Annotated in this window: 25 protein-coding genes and 5 tRNA genes; 9 read left to right on the top strand and 21 right to left on the bottom strand. The window is 52.9% G+C overall.

The window, feature by feature from the left end:
* Window positions 1–49: 49 nt before the first annotated feature.
* A tRNA-Gly gene (locus MVK60_RS04475) sits at window positions 50–127 on the top strand.
* Between the two features lie 144 nt (window positions 128–271).
* Here the strand turns inward: MVK60_RS04475 and MVK60_RS04470 are convergent.
* The 4 genes from MVK60_RS04470 to MVK60_RS04455 all read right to left on the bottom strand — a co-directional run bounded on the left by MVK60_RS04470 (window position 272) and on the right by MVK60_RS04455 (window position 4,205).
* Window positions 272–1,609 (bottom strand): FAD-dependent oxidoreductase, encoded by a 1,338-nt coding sequence (locus tag MVK60_RS04470; RefSeq protein ID WP_297436858.1) that lies wholly within the window; start codon window positions 1,607–1,609, stop codon window positions 272–274.
* A 106-nt stretch (window positions 1,610–1,715) separates the two neighbouring features.
* Entirely contained in the window at window positions 1,716–2,519 is an 804-nt protein-coding gene (gene mtnP / locus MVK60_RS04465; RefSeq protein ID WP_297436856.1) for an S-methyl-5'-thioadenosine phosphorylase, read from the bottom strand.
* Between the two features lie 41 nt (window positions 2,520–2,560).
* Window positions 2,561–3,865 (bottom strand): hypothetical protein, encoded by a 1,305-nt coding sequence (locus MVK60_RS04460; RefSeq protein ID WP_297436855.1) that lies wholly within the window; start codon window positions 3,863–3,865, stop codon window positions 2,561–2,563.
* 130 nt (window positions 3,866–3,995) lie between these two features.
* Window positions 3,996–4,205 carry a hypothetical protein gene (locus MVK60_RS04455; protein WP_297436887.1) on the bottom strand — a complete coding sequence of 70 codons (210 nt, stop codon included), beginning with the start codon at window positions 4,203–4,205 and terminating at the stop codon, window positions 3,996–3,998.
* Window positions 4,206–4,383: 178 nt separating this feature from the next.
* Between MVK60_RS04455 and MVK60_RS04450 the strand changes: the two genes are divergently transcribed.
* The 5 genes from MVK60_RS04450 to MVK60_RS04430 are packed head-to-tail and all read left to right on the top strand — an operon-like array spanning window position 4,384 to window position 7,575.
* The gene (locus MVK60_RS04450) at window positions 4,384–5,730 is read left to right on the top strand and encodes a signal recognition particle protein Srp54 (protein WP_297436885.1); all 1,347 of its coding nucleotides are present in this window, start codon (window positions 4,384–4,386) and stop codon (window positions 5,728–5,730) included.
* Window positions 5,727–5,966 (top strand): Lrp/AsnC ligand binding domain-containing protein, encoded by a 240-nt coding sequence (locus MVK60_RS04445; protein ID WP_297436853.1) that lies wholly within the window; start codon window positions 5,727–5,729, stop codon window positions 5,964–5,966. Before MVK60_RS04450 ends, MVK60_RS04445 begins: the two co-directional genes overlap by 4 nt.
* A 4-nt stretch (window positions 5,967–5,970) precedes the next feature.
* On the top strand, window positions 5,971–6,471 hold the full coding sequence (locus tag MVK60_RS04440; RefSeq protein WP_297436851.1) for a YkgJ family cysteine cluster protein: 501 nt from the start codon (window positions 5,971–5,973) through the stop codon (window positions 6,469–6,471).
* Between the two features lie 55 nt (window positions 6,472–6,526).
* A complete protein-coding gene (locus tag MVK60_RS04435) occupies window positions 6,527–7,243 on the top strand; it encodes a phosphoribosyltransferase family protein (protein WP_297436849.1) in 717 nt (238 codons plus the stop codon).
* Between the two features lie 5 nt (window positions 7,244–7,248).
* Window positions 7,249–7,575, top strand: a complete 327-nt coding sequence (locus MVK60_RS04430) for a hypothetical protein (protein ID WP_297436883.1) — start codon at window positions 7,249–7,251, stop codon at window positions 7,573–7,575.
* Here MVK60_RS04430 and MVK60_RS04425 read toward each other — a convergent pair.
* A complete protein-coding gene (locus tag MVK60_RS04425; protein WP_297436881.1) occupies window positions 7,561–8,013 on the bottom strand; it encodes an Lrp/AsnC family transcriptional regulator in 453 nt (150 codons plus the stop codon). The two genes, MVK60_RS04430 and MVK60_RS04425, sit on opposite strands and share 15 nt — an antisense overlap.
* Before the next feature lie 67 nt (window positions 8,014–8,080).
* Between MVK60_RS04425 and MVK60_RS04420 the strand changes: the two genes are divergently transcribed.
* Window positions 8,081–8,158, top strand: a tRNA-Arg gene (locus tag MVK60_RS04420).
* Window positions 8,159–8,488: 330 nt separating this feature from the next.
* Window positions 8,489–9,244, top strand: coding sequence for a metallophosphatase family protein (locus tag MVK60_RS04415; protein ID WP_297436847.1), 756 nt, complete (start codon window positions 8,489–8,491; stop codon window positions 9,242–9,244).
* Here MVK60_RS04415 and MVK60_RS04410 read toward each other — a convergent pair.
* Together MVK60_RS04410 and MVK60_RS04405 are read right to left on the bottom strand one after the other, a co-directional pair.
* Window positions 9,216–10,538, bottom strand: a complete 1,323-nt coding sequence (locus tag MVK60_RS04410; RefSeq protein ID WP_297436845.1) for a lipopolysaccharide biosynthesis protein — start codon at window positions 10,536–10,538, stop codon at window positions 9,216–9,218. The two genes, MVK60_RS04415 and MVK60_RS04410, sit on opposite strands and share 29 nt — an antisense overlap.
* 25 nt (window positions 10,539–10,563) lie before the next feature.
* On the bottom strand, window positions 10,564–10,863 hold the full coding sequence (locus tag MVK60_RS04405) for an FUN14 domain-containing protein (protein WP_297436843.1): 300 nt from the start codon (window positions 10,861–10,863) through the stop codon (window positions 10,564–10,566).
* 109 nt (window positions 10,864–10,972) lie between these two features.
* On the opposite strand from MVK60_RS04405, the gene MVK60_RS04400 reads away from it, so the two are divergent.
* Window positions 10,973–11,299, top strand: coding sequence for a PadR family transcriptional regulator (locus tag MVK60_RS04400; protein ID WP_297436879.1), 327 nt, complete (start codon window positions 10,973–10,975; stop codon window positions 11,297–11,299).
* A gap of 45 nt (window positions 11,300–11,344) precedes the next feature.
* On the opposite strand, the gene MVK60_RS04395 is transcribed toward MVK60_RS04400, so the two are convergent.
* The 14 genes from MVK60_RS04395 to MVK60_RS04330 all read right to left on the bottom strand — a co-directional run bounded on the left by MVK60_RS04395 (window position 11,345) and on the right by MVK60_RS04330 (window position 17,006).
* Window positions 11,345–11,503, bottom strand: a complete 159-nt coding sequence (locus tag MVK60_RS04395) for a 50S ribosomal protein L40e (RefSeq protein ID WP_297436841.1) — start codon at window positions 11,501–11,503, stop codon at window positions 11,345–11,347.
* 59 nt (window positions 11,504–11,562) lie between these two features.
* A tRNA-Leu gene (locus MVK60_RS04390) sits at window positions 11,563–11,650 on the bottom strand.
* Between the two features lie 44 nt (window positions 11,651–11,694).
* A complete protein-coding gene (gene rpsB / locus MVK60_RS04385) occupies window positions 11,695–12,300 on the bottom strand; it encodes a 30S ribosomal protein S2 (RefSeq protein ID WP_297436839.1) in 606 nt (201 codons plus the stop codon).
* Window positions 12,301–12,318: 18 nt separating this feature from the next.
* The gene (locus tag MVK60_RS04380; protein ID WP_297436837.1) at window positions 12,319–13,344 is read right to left on the bottom strand and encodes a hypothetical protein; all 1,026 of its coding nucleotides are present in this window, start codon (window positions 13,342–13,344) and stop codon (window positions 12,319–12,321) included.
* Between the two features lie 6 nt (window positions 13,345–13,350).
* Window positions 13,351–13,524, bottom strand: a complete 174-nt coding sequence (locus MVK60_RS04375) for a DNA-directed RNA polymerase subunit K (RefSeq protein WP_297436835.1) — start codon at window positions 13,522–13,524, stop codon at window positions 13,351–13,353.
* A gap of 22 nt (window positions 13,525–13,546) precedes the next feature.
* Window positions 13,547–13,624, bottom strand: a tRNA-Pro gene (locus MVK60_RS04370).
* 16 nt (window positions 13,625–13,640) lie between these two features.
* A complete protein-coding gene (locus MVK60_RS04365) occupies window positions 13,641–13,838 on the bottom strand; it encodes a DNA-directed RNA polymerase subunit N (protein WP_167894589.1) in 198 nt (65 codons plus the stop codon).
* 38 nt (window positions 13,839–13,876) lie between these two features.
* On the bottom strand, window positions 13,877–14,284 hold the full coding sequence (locus MVK60_RS04360; protein ID WP_297436832.1) for a 30S ribosomal protein S9: 408 nt from the start codon (window positions 14,282–14,284) through the stop codon (window positions 13,877–13,879).
* 11 nt (window positions 14,285–14,295) lie between these two features.
* The gene (rplM, locus tag MVK60_RS04355) at window positions 14,296–14,724 is read right to left on the bottom strand and encodes a 50S ribosomal protein L13 (protein WP_297436830.1); all 429 of its coding nucleotides are present in this window, start codon (window positions 14,722–14,724) and stop codon (window positions 14,296–14,298) included.
* A 6-nt stretch (window positions 14,725–14,730) separates the two neighbouring features.
* Complete coding sequence (locus MVK60_RS04350; protein ID WP_297436877.1) at window positions 14,731–15,096, bottom strand: 50S ribosomal protein L18e; 366 nt, start codon at window positions 15,094–15,096, stop codon at window positions 14,731–14,733.
* A 51-nt stretch (window positions 15,097–15,147) separates the two neighbouring features.
* Window positions 15,148–15,235, bottom strand: a tRNA-Leu gene (locus tag MVK60_RS04345).
* A gap of 1 nt (window position 15,236) precedes the next feature.
* On the bottom strand, window positions 15,237–16,019 hold the full coding sequence (locus MVK60_RS04340; RefSeq protein ID WP_297436876.1) for a DNA-directed RNA polymerase subunit D: 783 nt from the start codon (window positions 16,017–16,019) through the stop codon (window positions 15,237–15,239).
* Window positions 16,020–16,047: 28 nt separating this feature from the next.
* Entirely contained in the window at window positions 16,048–16,467 is a 420-nt protein-coding gene (locus MVK60_RS04335; protein WP_297436829.1) for a 30S ribosomal protein S11, read from the bottom strand.
* Window positions 16,464–17,006: a 30S ribosomal protein S4 gene (locus MVK60_RS04330; protein WP_297436827.1), complete on the bottom strand. Its 543-nt coding sequence runs from the start codon at window positions 17,004–17,006 to the stop codon at window positions 16,464–16,466. Before MVK60_RS04330 ends, MVK60_RS04335 begins: the two co-directional genes overlap by 4 nt.
* Between the last annotated feature and the right edge of the window lie 10 nt (window positions 17,007–17,016).

Below are 17,016 nucleotides of genomic sequence, written 5' to 3'. Positions count from 1 at the left end.
CGAAAGATTTATAAAGCGCCCGAAGGTGAGTATTCTACGGGCCTGAACTGCGGTGGTAGTCTAGCCTGGTCTAGGACAGCGGCCTGCCACGCCGCTGGCCCGGGTTCAAATCCCGGCCACCGCACCACACAAACTTTTCTGGAGAAAAGTTTGATCAAATGTCTCTGTACTGCACAACTTACTTTTTACCTTTCGGAGAGAAGAATATTTTCGACCAACTTTTTCCAAAAGGCCAAAACAAAAAAAGAAGCTGGAAATCGCACAAAGCCCCTCAGGCTCTCAGCTTTGCCAACGCATCCTCAGCCGCCTGGAGTATCTGATAGCCGACCGGAGAAGCCGTTAGGAGGGGGTGGGTCGCTATCTGGAGTGTGTAAAGCTCGCTCGCGGTGAGTCTCTTCTGTATCGCGAGGGCGAGAATGTTTATCATCTCGCCAACACTCTTTCCACCGGCTATCTGGGCACCAAGTATTGCTCCCCTGTCGCGGGAGAAGATGAGCTTTACCGTTACCATAGAGGTGTCGGGGAACTTTGCCGGATGCCTATCCGGGCCCTTACCGTAGCCAACTATGACCTCAAAGCCTTCTTTCTTAGCAGCTTCTTCCGTCAGGCCAGCGGCGGCCAGTGTAAGTCCTGCAACGTGAGTGGAATAGACGCCTATCGTCCTTCTGTTCTCCCTGACGATCTGGAGCTTGAAGAGGTTTGCACCCGCTATTCTGGCCTCGAAGGTTGCCGTTGAAGCCAGCATGAGACCGTAGGGTTTTCCTGTGAAGAAGTCCCTGTGTTCGACGCAGTCTCCAACGGCAAAGATGTCTGGGTAAGAGGTTCTCATGTACTCATCTGTCCAGATGCCGTAGCGCGTAACCCTGAGGCCAGCATTAACGGCCAGCTCAACGTTCGGGCGGTAGCCGATGGAGAAAATCACGAGATCCGCGGGGAGCTCCCTCCCATCAACGAGCCTGACCTTCTCGACGTGTTCATTGCCAAGAAGCCTTTCAACTTCCCCGTAGACCACATTTATACCCCTGTCCCTCAGCCGTTCCTCAACCATTTTGCTGAACTCCGGATCGAATGAGTTCCTCAACAGTCTGCTTCTAACCAAGAGGGTCACGTCTTTTCCGAGCTTCCGTATCTCGTCACCGACTTCCAGGGCTATGAAGCCGCCTCCAACGATGACTATTCTCTCCGCAGTTTTAACCCTCTCGCGGAACCCCTTCAGGTAACGGTAGTCTTTCGGAACGGTATAAACTCCCTCCAGCTCCGAGCCAGGGAACTCCGGCTTCACGGGTTTTGAACCGGTCGCAATGACGAGCTTTTCCCAGGCAATCTCCTTCCCCGAGGCGGTCCTCACAAGCTTTGCCCTTGCGTCGATCTCGGTGACCTCGTCGGTCAGTACATCCACTCCAAGCGGCTCCAAGAATTTCTCGGCCGGGAGAATGTCGTCGTCAACGCTCTCGAAGGTTCCAAAGACATAAGGGATGCCGCAGGGAATCATTCCGACATCTTCCCTCTTAATGACAAGGACGCTCTTGTCGGGATAAAACCTCTTCGCGGCTATAGCCGTGGTAAGGCCCCCGGCACTTGCTCCGATAATAACAACGTCGTACTTCACTTTCCATCACCATGGAGAATTAGGGCGGCCTACTATTAAACGCTTTCTTTAACCTCGAGTTCAAAACGTAAGCACTTTTAAGAGGATAAAAGAACAGGAAAGGACATCAGTCTCCGGTCGCGCCCTTTAGGGCATCCTTACAGCCACAGCGACGCTCCTTCGGTATGTACCTGATGGACTTCATGAGGATGTACTTTATCTCCTCGCTCTTCTGGGCCATCAGCTCAACGACCTCGGTGTGGGTGAGCTTCTCCCTGCTTATGCCGGCGGCGAAGTTGGTGACTATGGCCACGCTGGAGTAACACATCTCCAGCTCCCTAGCCAAGGCGGCTTCCGGGCACTGGGTCATGCCAACCACGTCGGCGCCGAGTATCCTGAGAGCCCTTATCTCAGCCCTCGTCTCAAAGCGCGGGCCCTCCATGCAGGCGTAGGTTCCCGTTGGATGGTATTCAAACCCAAGCTCCCTCGCGGCCGTTATCAGTGCCTTTCTCAGCTCGGGACAGTACGGGTCCGTGAAGTCCACGTGGGCAACGAACTTTCTGTCATGCAGGCTCTCATCGCCGTCATAGAATGTGTAGTGCCTCGTCTTGGTGAAGTCAATAAGCTGGTCAAGGATAACGAAGTCGCCCGGCTTCATTGCCTCGTTGAGCGAGCCTACCGCCGAAGTTGAGAGAATCCTCTCAACACCCAGCTCGTAAAGGGCCCATATGTTGGCGCGGTAGTTGATCTTGTGGGGTGGAACGCTGTGCCCCTCACCGTGTCTGGCCAGGAACGCTATTTCCTCGCCACCGTATTCACCTAACTTCACCCGGACCTTTCCGTAGGGAGTGCTCACGAACTCCTCCCTGATGTTCTGGAGAAGCTTCGGGTCGTAGACTCCGGAACCTCCGATAATCGCTATCCTCGGCATGGTATCACCTGGAGAGAAAAAACGAAGGGAAGCTTAAAACGTTAGCCCTTCTCCCAGAAAGCGCGCTGGTTTTCGGCTTTACGTTCCATGTCCTCCTCCTTGATCCGGCCTTCAACCTGCAATTCAAGTATCTTCGTCAGGATCTCACTGAGAAGCCACGAACCCCACCTGGAGTCCCTAACCTCCAGTGCCGCATCTATTGCACCGTCGATATCCCTCCGCTGGAGCCTCTCAGTGGCGATGCTCCCAAACGCCAGCGACCTGAGGTAGTTCCCTCTCACCCTATCGGCGAACTTTGCCGCATCATCAAAATCACCCAGTTTGCTCAAGTACCTGACCACCTTAACGAGGAGCGTGTCGTCGTTCGTGACTTCCCCAATACTCTCAACGAGCGACCGGTACTTGACATCGGGGGTAGACTCCAGCAGGTTGTCGAGGATGAAACGGGAAAGCTCCTCACGTTCCGGTCCCTGGAGAGAGCCGACGAGGTTCTCAAGAACGGTCTCGTTATCAAGGACCGTAAGAACAATACCTCTAGCAATCTCCAACCTCTGCTCGGCTGACAACCTGCTCAAAACACCGATAACAAACTCCAGTTCGCCCTGTGCGGCAAGGCCCACTAGGAGGGATTTCAGGATGCCGAATCCGTTCTCCGTCGACATCCCGAGGGCTATCTCAACGAACTTCTCGTACGTCGCCCTTGGAACATCCGTAGTTTTAAGGTAGGAGGCCACTTCCTTCATCGCGTCCCCCAGCCAGTACTCGCTCTTAAGGCCCTGAAGGACTCGTATTGCACTGCCGAACTCCTCTCTCTTCAGATGTTCCTTAATGGTCTCGATGGAGCCTATGGAGTGCCAGGGTTCGTCCTTTAGTTGCTCAAGAATCAGGCGGGCCTTACGCATTTTCCCGGCTTTTAAATAGACCCGGAGTATTTTGAGGAGAAGATCGTTGCGCTTCACGTTGTCCTCTATATCAACCACGTAGAAGAGGGCATCGTCCACCATCTCAAGCTCCAGAAGACGAAGCACGAGAACCTCTATGAGTTCATCCTTCAGGGGCTGGGGGAAATCGGAGATGATCTCATCCGCCTGCTGGAAAACTTTACTCGCACTGGATGCCCCCACATTGGCGAGGTAGGTGCCCAGTTCTATCATCGCCCGCACCATCAGAGGAGGGTTTTCTATGGTCTCCAGGGCGTTAAACGATCGTTTAAACGCTTCCTTGTACCGGGGGTTTTTCAGCCGGTAAAAATAATAACCGATCTTTGCGTACGTTACCGCACGGAGGTACCGGTCTCGGATGTTAGAAGCGAGATCAAGGGCCTCCCGGTAAATATCGCGGGGCATCTATTTTCACCGTAGGATTTAAGGAGTTCAAGTATTTAATAGTTTCTCGACAGCGCAGTAGAACGGAAACAACATGGCAAAATCAGGTACAGGCTCGTTGCGGAATGAATTAAGGCAAAAGACGAAAAAGTCATCCAAGCTCGTCGTAAACCACTCCGACGACCTCTCCATCGTCGAGTGATACGAAACTAACCTTGGTCTTTTTACCAGTGCGGGGGTCAACGACAATGAAATCCGGCTTGGAGAGATACCTGCTGGAGGGCATTTTCCAAACATCGCCGTAATGGACCCGCAATTCCTTCATAAACTTCCGGGTGTCACGTTTAATTACCGTAGTCATAGATATCACCATGATATCCTACAACTTTATTGTATAAAAGGTTTTCTGATAGACATTCGTTAAACATGATATCGTCAATTGTCTATCTAATGTGGAGCACGTCTGTCTGGGGAAAATAGATACCACCCCGTCCCAACCATTTATAAACAATAGAAACCATTCAGGTACGGTGGGAGAGATGGCCCTGGAGAAGCTGGGAAAAGCACTCAACAGTGCACTTAGGAAGCTTGCCCGTTCCCGTACCGTGGATGAGGCAACTGTAAAAGAGGTAGTGCGCGATATTCAGAGAGCACTTATACAGGCTGATGTTAACGTTAAGCTCGTCCTCCAGTTGACCAAGACAATAGAAAAGCGTGCGTTGGAGGAGGAACCCCCCGCGGGCGTCTCAAAGAAGGAGCACATAATCAAGATAGTATACGAAGAACTCACCAAATTCCTCGGAACCGAAGCAAAGCCGATTGAGATCAGGGAGAGACCAACCATCCTCCTGACAGTGGGTATCCAGGGATCCGGCAAGACAACGAGCATCGCCAAACTCGCCCGCTATTTCCAGAAAAGGGGTTACCGGGTCGGCCTTGTATGCTCCGACACGTGGCGTCCGGGAGCGTACCACCAGCTTAAACAGCTCGTGGAGCCGTTTGGAGTGGAAGTTTTCGGCGATCCCTCGGAAAAAGACGCGGTGAAGCTAGCCAGGGAGGGGGTCAAACACTTCAAAGAGAAGAGAGTTGACGTAATAATCGTGGACTCCGCTGGACGTCACAAAGAGGAGAAGGGACTAATCGAGGAAATGACGCAGATATCCTCCTCAGTAAAACCCCATGAGGTTATCCTGGTAATAGACGGGACCCTGGGCCAGCAGGCGTACAATCAGGCACTGGCATTTAAAGAGGCTACCCCAATAGGCTCGATAATAGTGACGAAGCTGGACGGCTCGGCCAAGGGTGGAGGGGCCCTCTCAGCGGTCGCCGCCACCGGGGCCCCCATAAAATTCATAGGCGTTGGGGAAAGGATAGATGACATAGAACCCTTTGACCCCAAGCGCTTCGTTTCCAGACTGCTTGGGCTAGGAGACATTCAGGGGTTGCTGGAGAAATTTGAAGAGCTACAGAAACAGCAGGAACTCAAGGAGGAGGACGTTGAGAAATTCCTGAGGGGCAAATTCAACCTGAAGGACATGTACACCCAGCTGGAAGCCATGGGGAAAATGGGCCCCCTTAAACAGATACTGCAGATGATCCCAGGAATGGGCTACAGTCTACCCGACGACATGGTTAAAGTTGGAGAGGAGAAGCTTAAGCGCTACAGGATAATAATGGACTCCATGACCGAGGAAGAGCTTGAGAAGCCAGATATAATAAGTTACTCGCGGATTAAACGCATAGCCAGGGGCTCAGGGACCACAACAAGAGAAGTTCGGGAACTCCTGAACCAGTACCATCAAATGAAGAAGATGTTTAAAAGCATGGATAAAAGAAAACTGGCCAAGATGGCCCGTAAATTTAACCTTGGGGGGTTCGGTATATGATAGAAGCTTTTGTGCTAGTGGTTGTTAAGCCGGGGACCGAGGAAAAGGTCTACAGGGAGCTTAAGAAGAGGGAGGACATTAAAGAGATATATCGGGTTTACGGAGAATACGACCTGCTGCTGAGGGTGGAGGTTCCGGATATCCACCTACTGGATCAGTTCCACGATGAAGTCCTGAGGAGGATCGGGAACATCGAGATGACGGAGACCCTCATAGCCAGCTCCTACCGGGGGTGAGTGGTTGGAGAACAGGTGGGTGGCCATCGTTCACCTGGACACCCTGAAGGTGGAGTACGACCCCACCTTCAAGTTCAAGTGCGTTGAGAACTGTGGCCTGTGCTGCAGCAACCTGGAGATACCCCTACGGGACGAGGATGTGGAGACTATAGAGGACCTGGGATACAACGCATGGGAATTCGTGGACTACGAAAAAGCCTTCTACCGCGGCGATAGATTCCTTGGATATGCCCTTAAAAAGCGCTCCCTGGACGATTCCTGCGTCTTCCTAGACCCAGAGACAAAGAAGTGTAGGATATACGATCACCGTCCACTCGCGTGCAGGCTTTATCCATTCATATTTACAAAAAACAGGAATCTCATGGAAGTTTACATTAAGGAGGACACATTCTGTCCCGGTGTTGGTCATCCAGACGGAGAGCCCGTGACCAAGGAGTTCCTTATGAGGGAATACGGTGATCTGCTGGGAAGGTATCATAGGGATATTGTGAACCAAGGACGGTGACCGAAACGTATTTATACATTTTTTTGTTAAACTTCTGGCATCGGAGGTGTAAAGAATGAGCCAGCTGAAAGCAGTGCAGGAAAAGTTGAGGCTTGTAAGGATACTCAGACTGCTCAAAAAGAACTACACTTACGAGGAGCTCTCCAAAATAACCGGACTCCCAATCACCGTCCTCAACAGGTACGTGCGCGGAAAGGTTCTCCCAAGCACGGAGAGGACGCGGGAACTGTTGGGTCTCCTGGCCCCATACATAAACATCGAAGAAGAGGTACGGAAGAGGATCAAATTCGACGAACACGGGCTCTTCGACAACATGCCGGTCATCAGCGACACGGCCCTGATGACGCTGATAGCCGAGGAGGTGGCAGGTAAATTCGCCGACAAAAACGTTGACAAGGTTCTTACGGCGGCCACCGACGGAATCCCCATAGGCGTTCATGTGGCGAAAGAGCTTGGGGTGGACCTAGTCTATGCCAAGAAGAAAAAGGAGGTAGGGGTCAAAAAATTCTACGAGGTCAGCTACATCCCGAGCGCGTTGGGGAGTGTTACAACCCTCTACCTGCCGCAGTGGGCCCTCAAACGGGGAGAAAACGTCCTGATAGTGGACGACGTCATAAGAAGTGGGGAAACCCAAAAAGCCCTTCTAGATATGTGCAGACAAGCAGGCGCCAAACCAGTGGGGATGTTCTTCCTTGTGAGCGTTGGTGACGTAATCGACAGGATAAAGCATGAGTACAGCATCCCTGTGGACAGCCTCATACGGCTGGAGTGATTGAGATGAAGTTCTTCATCTACAACGCCGCCGGGCTCACGATACCAGTTGAGGCCGAGCCCGGGATCCCCTTCAAATTCCGCTGTTCTGAGGAGGACTGCGGCAAAGTCGTGGTGATCGAGGGGGTCATCAGAAACGCCAGCGAAGAGGAGTTCAGTAGGCTAGTAAACTCGGTGGTGGACGCAAACCCAAGCTTCACAAGAATCCTGGAGATAGCGGAGAAGACATGGGTGTTTGATGGAAAGGTAAACGGAAAAGACGTGATGCTCCCAGCAGAGAGCTTCGACGAGTTCGCTAGACGCTTCCTAGAAGAGGTTTTAGTCCTCCAGTAGCCGTACTCTGGGTTCCTCCTTAACGACCTGCATCGCAACGCTCGTGTTCGTTTTTTCCACACCGTCGAGGGAGAGCAGCCACTTAACGAAGCGGTTCATATCGGCCCTGTCCTTGAACTTAGCGACCACGAAGATGTCGTACTCCCCAGTAATATCGTAAACCAGCAGGACGCTGTCCTCCTTAGCCACCTCACGCTCGATCTCGATTATCTTACGGCCGTTTGCCTTGATTCCAATAACGGCGGTTAGACCAAATCCCAGCTTCTCGTAGTCCAACAGGGGCGCGAACCCCTTTATAACACCCTCTTCCTCCATCCGCTTTATCCTGTTGTAGACGGTGCCGACCGCAACCTTGAGCTCACGGGCAATTTCTCGATAGGAAAGACGAGCGTTTTCCTGAAGCAGACTGAGGATCCTCAGATCAAGAGCATCGACCATACACACCACCATGGAAACTCCACCGTAAAGTTTAAATATCATTCCCCTGAGGGGGATAGCGGGCAGTGGACCGGTAGCCTAGCTAGGATAGGGCGGCGGCCTCCTAAGCCGCAGGTCCGGGGTTCGAATCCCCGCCGGTCCGCCATCAGTAAACTTTTCTGGTGTAAAGTTTCAAGGGTAATTCTGACCTTCTGGTGACTGTTTTGCGATACGCAGCCCGCATGGGCGAATTTTAGGACTGTCCCACCAAAAGTCCCCTCCGGGGGATGTCTCGCCCATCCAAGGCACCGTCGGGCACTGAGTTAAGCAAAAACCTTCCAAACCGGCAATCTTTGTGCAGCCCATTATTAAATCATTTCTTTTAAGTAGCATGCAATTCTCGACGTCTTGATGGACGGCCCAAGGCCTCCGAAACCTTTAAATATTTTGAACCTTTTAGTTAATTTTAGTAAGAAAATAGGAAGAGGTGGGGAGCATGGTGTACGCGGCGGTTCTTGCCAACATAGCCGGAAACTTCCCTGCCCTGGCCGCAGCCCTTGAGAAGCTGGAGAGACTGAAGGAAGAAGGATATCGAGTAGACAGGTACTACATTCTAGGGAACCTAGTGGGACTGTTCCCATACCCCCGGGAGGTAGTTGACACTCTCAGAAGCCTCCTAAAGAGCAATCAGGTGAAAGTAATCCGGGGTGAGCTAGATCAGTTCATAGCCGCCAGTGACCCTCACGGCGAGGGTACGGACTACATTGACCGCCTTGACGTGGAGCCTCATATTAAGGCCTCACTGAAGCACACTTGGGAGGAACTGGGGCATGAGGGCAGGGAGTTCATAAGGGACACTCAGATATACCTCGTAGACAGGATAGGAAAGAACGAGATATTCGGGGTTTACGGAAGCCCATTGAATCCGTTTGGAGGAAGGGTTCTCCCAGAACAACCATCCAGTTACTATGAGGCCTTAATGCGGCCGATTAAGGACTACGAGATGCTTCTGGTGGCCTCCCCAAAATACCCCGTTAACGCCATGACCCGCTACGGACGTGTGATCTGTCCGGGAAGCACAGGACTCCCCCCGGGAAAAGCCCACAGAGCAACGTTTGCCTTGGTGGACACGGAAACCCTCCACACCAAGTTCATTAAGGTGGAGTATGATAAAAAACTCGTGGAAGATCGTATAAAAAATGAAGGGTTGCCGGAAGACCTGATCAGGATCCTCTACCACGGAAGGACCTGAAGACCGAAATCATCTCCCCGATTATTCCTTGTTCATAAACAACGAACACACAGGCACCCACCAAGAGGAGAATCTTCGAGAGGAAAACCGGCAACTGGAGGAAAACGGCGATCAAGAGGGGCCGGTACACAGAAGGGGAAACTGAAAGAAGACGCACTGCATAGGTGGCGGTCCCGAGTAGGATGGCACCGTATCCGAGTATCAGACCCACCATAACACCGATGGCACCCTGGGTCGGTATCAGTAGAAGCCAAGAGACAAGGGAGACAGCAGCCCCCACGAGGGAAATCATCGTACCCGTTCTCACGTAGGCCGTTGAGTTGAGCGCAACTATACTTGGGTTGTAGGCTATATAGAGTTCCATGGCGATAAGGGCCAAGTAGAAAGGGGTCCCCACGTTAAAGCCAAAGAAGAGACCGAGCAACTCCCCACCCACGAGCATCAGGAGGAACACAAGCAGAGCGGTTGTTGTTATTAGGAAGACCGTGGTTTCCTCGGAAAGTCGTTTTACGTAGTCCTTCTCATCGCGTCCGTATTTGTAAGAAAACAGCGGCATTATGGCGGACTGGAGAACCTGGGGCAGGTAACTCAATAGAAACGCCGCGGAAAGAGCCGCAGACACTTCCCCCCCCACTTCAGCGCCCCCAAGGCGTTCACCCAAGAAGTACGGTCCCTGAATCAAGAACACCCCAGATAGTGTGCCTAGGAACGCAAAGAAGGAGTAGGACACAAGGAGACGCAGTTCTTCACGATGTGGTGTTCCAAGCAGGTTGAACACAGCAAGATACGAGAAGGCGATGAGAGATATCAACCCCAAGAAAAGCAGGTATGGGGCGTAGAGGCTGTGAACAAGGAAGCCCGCTAAAAAGCCCGAAAAAGCTATTAGGATAATGTATGCATAATGCTCCCCCCTGTGCACCCCATAGAGAAAGGATCGAAACGTTAGTTGGAGGGCCCTGAACACCGCGATCAACGCAAGATACAGGTTTACGGGGATAAGAAGCAACCCCAGGAGTGGAAGGATGAATGAAGGCCCCGTTATGGCCCGGATGGATTGCCATCTTCCCCTACCAAGGAATTCAGAGGAGTACTTCCCAAGGGCCACTGCGAAGAAGCTTAGGGGTATTGCCAGGAGAAACGCCTGTGATAGGAGGGAATTTGCACGGCCGAGTTCTTCAACACCAAAACGCCTCGACACAACGACGCTGTACACAAACCTGCTGAGGCCCGTTAAACCTAGGGCCACCATAGAAGCCAATGAATGCCTCAGTAAAACACGTCGCTCATAGCCCATGGATTAGGAAAAGGAAGGGAAGAATTTAACCTTTGTGGAATCCCAGATAGAAACCTCCGAGGAACGCTCCAGTGCCCGGAAGTATTCCTATGATCTTCTGCCCAAGACTGATTATCTGATTGCTCAGACCGCCCGCCAAGTTGAAGAGCTTGTCCGTGTTGATGGTTATGACGCCCTTTTGCTGGAGCCAGAAGAGGCTGAGGAGGTAGGCACCTATCAGTGCCGTAGCGAGTTTTATGAACTTCTTGAGTGCAAACCCTGTGAGGAATCCAGCAACACCTCCAATCCCGATATCTCCCGCCATGCCGCTCATGTCAAAGTTCATTCGACCACCCGATAGTACTTTGGATTTAAGAGGATAAAACATTTTCCCAAAACTTTTAAATTATATTGGGTTAAAATATTTAGAACAAATAAAATGAGGAGTGAGTGAGATGACGAGCCCGATGGACAGGCTAAAGAGTAAAATCACGAAGGAGGTGCTCTGGGTTTACATCCTCCGCCTGCTCAAAGAGCGCCCCATGTACGCGTACGAACTGAAACAGCGCATCAAAGAAGCTTTTGACTTTGAACCTGCCACAGTAAGCTCCTACGTTGTCCTCTACAAACTTGAAAAGGATGGGTACGTGACGACGGAGTGGCAGGAAAGCGGAACCGGGAAACCTTCCAGGAAGTACTACAAACTGACACCCGCGGGGGAACGGCTACTAGAGGATGGCCTCGGCTTCCTTGAAGAAACCCTCAAAAAACTGAAAGGATGATCGGCATCAAATTCTGATCAAAACTTAATATAAAAAAGGGAGACTTCAGCGTCCCATTCCACCACGCGGTTCTCTTGCCTTCGGGCGAAGTCCCTTATAACCGCACCTCCGGCATTTCTTTGCTTTCCACGGGTTAGTGGCACCGCAGCGCATGCAAACGTACTTCCTAAATATTCTAGCCTCTGCTTCCGGAAATCTCGCCATCTGAATCACCTCATGATCCTGAACTCAGACACACATCAGACCCTGTATTTTTAAAGCTTTGGTGCGGGGGACGGGATTCGAACCCGCGTAGCCCTTCGGCAGCGGATCTTAAGTCCGCCCCCTTTGGCCAGGCTCGGGCACCCCCGCATGCCCCAGAATAGGGGAGCGGGGATAAGATAAAAAGGTTTCCCTTAACCCCTGATGATCCTCATCTCAAAGTCCTCTATGGGAACCTTGAAGTCCTCCCTGCCCTCAATCTCCTTCCGGTTGTACAGGACATCTCTGGCAAGGATCCAGTACAGGAGAGCCAGGGCTTTCCTACCCTTGTTGTTGGTCGGTATGGCGAGGTCAACGTAGCTGAGGAAGTTCTCGGTGTCCACAAAGGCCACTATGGGTATGCCTATCTCTATGGCCTCCTTCATGGCTTGGTGGTCCGCCCGGGGATCGGTGACTATGAGGACGTCCGGTTCCAGGAAGTCCTTGACCTGGGGATTGGTCATGGTCCCAGGAAGGAAGCGGCCGGGCACGGTCCTTGCACCCGTGACCTCTCCGAACTTCTTAACCGGCTTCTGGCCGTAGAGCCTGACGCTCACGGCGAGGATGCCCTCTGGATCAAATTTGGCGAGGAACTTACCCGCAACGCGGAGCCTCTCGTCGGTCTTCCTGACGTCGAGGACATAGAGACCATCCTGCCTAACGCGGTAGATGAACTTCTTCATGTCCTGAGTCTTCTGCTGGGTCCCTATATGGACACCCGCAGCAAGGTACTGGTCAAGTGGAACGAGATATTCCTCCATTTTTCTCAACCTCCTTTCTTATCCTTCAAACGTTATTATCCGTCCCCTTTCGCCCAGATCTTCGGCGATGCGGATCAACTCATTCAGCTTGGCGATGGAATCCCTTCTCAGGACCATCGCCGGGCAGCTAAGACCAACCGCAAGATGCGGCAGTGCCTCGTCGGAGGACTCATACCTGGCTTCCGCCAAGATGGGTGTGATTCTCTCCGACTTGGCATCGTTCACCAGGTTATATAGGTCGGTGAGCGTGCCGAGGTTTATGGGTTTTATTGACAGTGCGTTGTAGTAGCGCCTATCCAGTATATCTTTCTCACGGAACAGGCGCTCCCCATCCACGAACACACCGTGGGTCCCGGCTATGAGTTCGAGGAACAGATCCTCCTCACCCATGGGCTTTATGTAGGACACGTTGTTGTCCTCAACCATGGAGAGGAGCTCCTCCATCTCAATGGGCTTCTTTTGAACTAGGCCAAGTGAGACCTCCAGACCAAGTTTGTCCCCAGTTCCCTCAGTTGCCTCTGAGAGGCCTTTCAACGAGAGCTCCCTCGCAGTTTCGAGCACACCGGAGACCGCATCAACCACGTCAGTTATCTCCATCAAATCCCTGACCATGATATAGTAATCGAAGGCCTCACCACTCGCCATTTCCAGTATGGGGACGGGCAACTCGGTGGTGAAGGTTCCGCCGATGTAGCTGTACAGGGGCATCCTCTTGACGCTCGCTGCGGCTTTGGCGACCGCTATCGAGACGGCCAAAGCCGTGTTGGCCCCGATATGGCTGAAGTCCTCGGTGCCGTCTATCTCCCAGAGGTAGCTGTCTATGAGTTCCTGCTCGCTGGCATCGAAGCCTATCAGTTCAGGCCCGATTATCTCGTCAACTTCGCTCACGGCGCGGTGAGCCTCGGCTATGTACAGGCTCGGGTTCTCGTCTATTGGGGATGCAAATCTTCCAAAGCCCGAGCTCGTTATGACGTCTACCTCGACGGAATACCTGCCCCCCTTGAGCACTGTTACTCTGCCAACTACGTTTTCTATGATCGTCATGGCCCATCAGCTCGGCCTTATTACGGTGAGCGGTATTATGCCCTTCTCAAACTCAAGCAGCGCGGCGTCGAGCGGGGTCACTCCCTCGGGAACGTCGATGAGTATCGGAGCACCCATCGCTATCTGAAGGGCCCTCGCCCCCACAATCCTTGCCCTTTCAAACCTCGTGTACCTGAACATCCCAACCACCCTTTGCAAATTTTGGTGGGGCCGCCGGGATTTGAACCCGGGTCTCCGGCACCCCAAGCCGGGAGGATAGACCAAGCTACCCCACGGCCCCCCGAGAAATGTGGTTTTTAATACACCCTGTAGACCATTACCTGGTCTATGAGCTCAACGTGGCTGAGGAGCATCCTCCTGCAGCAGTACCTCTCGATCCCAAGGTCGTCGAGCACCTTCTCGGGGTCCTCACCCTTCTCGACGCGGGCCTTGAACTCGTAGTATTTGTCTCCGATGACCTTTCCACACGTGAAGCACCTGACGGGGACTATCACCCGTATCACCTTCTCCAATGAATATTAAAGGAAAGCCCTCAGCGGTAGGACTTCTGCCTCTTGGCCCTCGGACCCTTGGTTGAGCGGTTGGGCTTGTGGGGCTCGGTTCTCCTGCTGTCACCAACGAGCATAGTCCTGTCGTACTTCATAAACTTTTCCTTGAGGTTCATGTCGTTGGTCCACTCCACGAGGGCCCTAGCTATGGCGACGCGTGCAGCCTCGGCCTGTCCCATGAAACCCCCTCCCTCGACCTTGACGTCAATGTCAACCTTGCTCACTACCTCCTCACCGGCAATTACGAGGGGCTCCATGATGGTGAAGCGCGCGATTTCCGGCTCGATGATCTCAACTGGCTTGTGGTTGATCCTGACGCGACCCTTTCCTTCCCGGATGGTGGCCCTCGCGATGGCCGTCTTCCTCTTACCAGCAGTCTGGATGACCTTCATTTCCTCTCACCTCAGAACTTTCCACCGAGGAACTTGGCAACCTCGCCAACGGTAACGTACTTCGGAGTTGCGAGCCTCGACATGTGGGCCTCGATTATGGTCTCAAGCTCTTTTCCCTCGAACTCCTTCGGAACGCCGACATAGACCTTGAGCCTCTTGAAAGCCTTCCTTCCGCGGTCGGTCTTCCAGGGGAGCATGCCCCTGACGGTTCTCCTGACTATCTCGTCGCTCCTCTTCGGGTAGAACGGACCCTTCCTCGGGTTGGTCCTGGTCCTCAGTCCGGTTTTCCGTTTGTACTTGGCAAAGACATCCTTCCTGTTACCGGTGATGATGGCCTTGTCGGCGTTAACTATGACAATTTCCTCGCCCTCGAGGAGCATCTTGGCAACCTTTGAGGCGAGCCTTCCGAGTATGAGTCCTTCAGCGTTAATTATCCTCATGGCCCATCACTCCATTATGATTACTCCACTACCCTTCGGGTTTCTCTCAAGGAGTTCCTCAATGGTTATAGCCTCCCCACCGGCCTCCGTTATCTTCTGCCTTGCCCCCTCACTGAACTTCCAGGCAGCGACGGTGACCTTGTGCTCGAGCTTTCCTGCACCAATTACGCTTCCCGGGACGATAATAGTGTCCCCCTCCTTGGTGTAGCGGTTGATCCTGCTGATGTTCACTTCAGCCCTTTGCCTCCTTGGCCTCTCAAGGCGCCAGGCGATGTCCTTCCATACCCTCACGCCTTCCTCGTTGGATTTCTTCCTGAGGTAGCGGATGACTCTCCTCAAGTTTATGTCAGTTGGACCAGTCCTCTTAACCATGAACATTCCTCCTTCACAATTCTCGCACCGAGGGACGGGTGAACGTGAATCTGGTGCGGGGGCGGGGATTTGAACCCCGGAACCCCTGCGGGACGGGACCCTGAATCCCGCGCCTTTGACCAGGCTCGGCAACCCCCGCGTCACTCGGCTAATTTATGGAGTTCGTTTATAAATCTATCGCTCTTCCGCATAAGAATCTTGAGCGCTGTAGCCACAATTTCCTCAACGGGGAGTTCTCCATTGGTTTCCACTGTGAAGACGAATGTATCCGGCACTACCTCTTCTGTAATCTTATCCTTCTTAAATCCGTCAAACTTGCGGGGGAGGTAGAACGGCCGGGTGGTTGTTATAATGAGCTCCTCTTCGGTTTCCTCAACGATCAGACCACGTTTTTCAGCTAAAGTCTTAAGCTCCTCCCAGTCCGGGACTTCTTTACTGACGTGAACCTTGGTCAGATATTTGTAATACACAAAACCCGGCTGCCACTTAGCGTGGTCCTTCCCGCGGCCAAGCTTTGCGTATGCGTTGAACGAAACCCTCTGCCCATTGGCGAGCTTGACTATGGGGATATCTGGGTTGGCAGGTTTAACACCCTCATCGTCGCTTTTGATGTCACCGGAGTACACTATCCCCGACCCCTCAGCCTCGAGGGAGAGGGTAACCGTATAGTCATCCAGCTCAAGGGAGTCCAGGGAGAACCTGTCGAGGGGAGTCGTCAGAGGGATCATGGCAAGTCTGTGTGCGATTATCTCGTCGAAGAGTGCCGAATCGTTCTCAAAGAACTCCACTTCATCGATGGCGAAGGTAGGAACCTCCGATAGTATGGTCCTTCTCATGGCGTTGGCAAAGGGAACGTCAATCCCCTCAACGAGGAACTTAATTGAATCCTCCCTTTTTTCAAGAACCTGGAATTTTGGCTCCATAGGCATCACCAAAAAAGAAGTTGTGGGGTCAGACGCGCCTGCCCCTTCTCCCGCCCTTGGGCCTGGTTCCATCGTGCGGGATGGGAGTAGCGTCCTCAACCCTTCCTATCCTGAGGCCGGCCCTAGCAAGGGCACGGATGGCAGCCTGGGCACCCGGACCCGGGCTTTTACTCCTGCTCCCACCGGGGGCGCGGACCTTTATGTGAACACCGGTGAACCCTTTCTCCATGACCTCCTCCGCGGCCCTTCTGGCGGCAATCATGGCCGCATACGGTGATGGCTCGTCCCTGTCGGCCTTGACGACCATACCACCGCTCCACCTGCTGATGGTCTCGGCCCCCGTGAGGTCAGTGATGTGGATAATGGTGTTGTTGTAGGAGGAGTAGATGTGGGCAACTCCCCACTTCTCTTTCTTCTTAAGGTTAACCTGCTGAACTTCCTCACTCATGAGGCCTCACCCTGCTTAGCCTGTTCAATGACGACCCTCTCAGGATGGCTCTCCTTAGCAAAGGGGGAGTTCCTCGAATAGGTTATTGTGCTCTCCTCCTCCTTGAGGATAAGGTATCCTGGAGAACGGATTACCTGTCCGTTGACTTCTATATGCCCATGAACTATGAGCTGTCTGGCCTGTCTGATCGTCCTTGCAAGACCCTTCTTGAAGACAACTGTCTGGAGGCGCCTGTCGAGGATGTCCTCAAGTCCAAGGGAGAGGACATCGTCCAGGACGGCATCCGCCGGCAAAAGGCCCAGCCTGTTGAGTCTCTGGAGGAGCTGAACCTTCTCAACCTCTGCCTGCCTGCCGCGGGCGGCAAGGAGGCGCCTAGCTCTCCTCCTGAACTCCTTAAGCTGGGTCTCGTGCCTCCACAGTTCCTTCTTGTTTTTAAGGGCGTACTTCCTCATGAGTACGCGCTCACTGTCAAGCCTCTCTTTAATCCAAGGGTGAGAGGGAGTTTCGTATCTCTTCCTCTGCCTCTTAGGGTCTCCCATTTACACCACC

Source organism: Thermococcus sp. (genome assembly GCF_026988555.1).
Lineage (GTDB): Archaea > Methanobacteriota_B > Thermococci > Thermococcales > Thermococcaceae > Thermococcus.
Note: the sequence above shows the minus strand (reverse complement) of the source record. Positions and strands in the feature narration are given on the sequence as shown.

Excerpts from the sequence above, each read along its gene's own strand:
- mtnP (WP_297436856.1), bottom strand. The coding sequence starts at position 2,519 with ATGCCGAGGATAGCGATTATCGGAGGTTCCGGAGTCTACGACCCGAAG.
- MVK60_RS04460 (WP_297436855.1), bottom strand. The coding sequence starts at position 3,865 with ATGCCCCGCGATATTTACCGGGAGGCCCTTGATCTCGCTTCTAACATC.
- MVK60_RS04455 (WP_297436887.1), bottom strand. The coding sequence starts at position 4,205 with ATGACTACGGTAATTAAACGTGACACCCGGAAGTTTATGAAGGAATTG.
- MVK60_RS04450 (WP_297436885.1), top strand. The coding sequence starts at position 4,384 with ATGGCCCTGGAGAAGCTGGGAAAAGCACTCAACAGTGCACTTAGGAAG.
- MVK60_RS04445 (WP_297436853.1), top strand. The coding sequence starts at position 5,727 with ATGATAGAAGCTTTTGTGCTAGTGGTTGTTAAGCCGGGGACCGAGGAA.
- MVK60_RS04435 (WP_297436849.1), top strand. The coding sequence starts at position 6,527 with ATGAGCCAGCTGAAAGCAGTGCAGGAAAAGTTGAGGCTTGTAAGGATA.
- MVK60_RS04430 (WP_297436883.1), top strand. The coding sequence starts at position 7,249 with ATGAAGTTCTTCATCTACAACGCCGCCGGGCTCACGATACCAGTTGAG.
- MVK60_RS04425 (WP_297436881.1), bottom strand. The coding sequence starts at position 8,013 with ATGGTCGATGCTCTTGATCTGAGGATCCTCAGTCTGCTTCAGGAAAAC.
- MVK60_RS04415 (WP_297436847.1), top strand. The coding sequence starts at position 8,489 with ATGGTGTACGCGGCGGTTCTTGCCAACATAGCCGGAAACTTCCCTGCC.
- MVK60_RS04410 (WP_297436845.1), bottom strand. The coding sequence starts at position 10,538 with ATGGGCTATGAGCGACGTGTTTTACTGAGGCATTCATTGGCTTCTATG.
- MVK60_RS04405 (WP_297436843.1), bottom strand. The coding sequence starts at position 10,863 with ATGAACTTTGACATGAGCGGCATGGCGGGAGATATCGGGATTGGAGGT.
- MVK60_RS04400 (WP_297436879.1), top strand. The coding sequence starts at position 10,973 with ATGACGAGCCCGATGGACAGGCTAAAGAGTAAAATCACGAAGGAGGTG.
- MVK60_RS04395 (WP_297436841.1), bottom strand. The coding sequence starts at position 11,503 with ATGGCGAGATTTCCGGAAGCAGAGGCTAGAATATTTAGGAAGTACGTT.
- rpsB (WP_297436839.1), bottom strand. The coding sequence starts at position 12,300 with ATGGAGGAATATCTCGTTCCACTTGACCAGTACCTTGCTGCGGGTGTC.
- MVK60_RS04380 (WP_297436837.1), bottom strand. The coding sequence starts at position 13,344 with ATGACGATCATAGAAAACGTAGTTGGCAGAGTAACAGTGCTCAAGGGG.
- MVK60_RS04375 (WP_297436835.1), bottom strand. The coding sequence starts at position 13,524 with ATGTTCAGGTACACGAGGTTTGAAAGGGCAAGGATTGTGGGGGCGAGG.
- MVK60_RS04360 (WP_297436832.1), bottom strand. The coding sequence starts at position 14,284 with ATGAAGGTCATCCAGACTGCTGGTAAGAGGAAGACGGCCATCGCGAGG.
- rplM (WP_297436830.1), bottom strand. The coding sequence starts at position 14,724 with ATGAGGATAATTAACGCTGAAGGACTCATACTCGGAAGGCTCGCCTCA.
- MVK60_RS04350 (WP_297436877.1), bottom strand. The coding sequence starts at position 15,096 with ATGGTTAAGAGGACTGGTCCAACTGACATAAACTTGAGGAGAGTCATC.
- MVK60_RS04340 (WP_297436876.1), bottom strand. The coding sequence starts at position 16,019 with ATGGAGCCAAAATTCCAGGTTCTTGAAAAAAGGGAGGATTCAATTAAG.
- MVK60_RS04335 (WP_297436829.1), bottom strand. The coding sequence starts at position 16,467 with ATGAGTGAGGAAGTTCAGCAGGTTAACCTTAAGAAGAAAGAGAAGTGG.
- MVK60_RS04330 (WP_297436827.1), bottom strand. The coding sequence starts at position 17,006 with ATGGGAGACCCTAAGAGGCAGAGGAAGAGATACGAAACTCCCTCTCAC.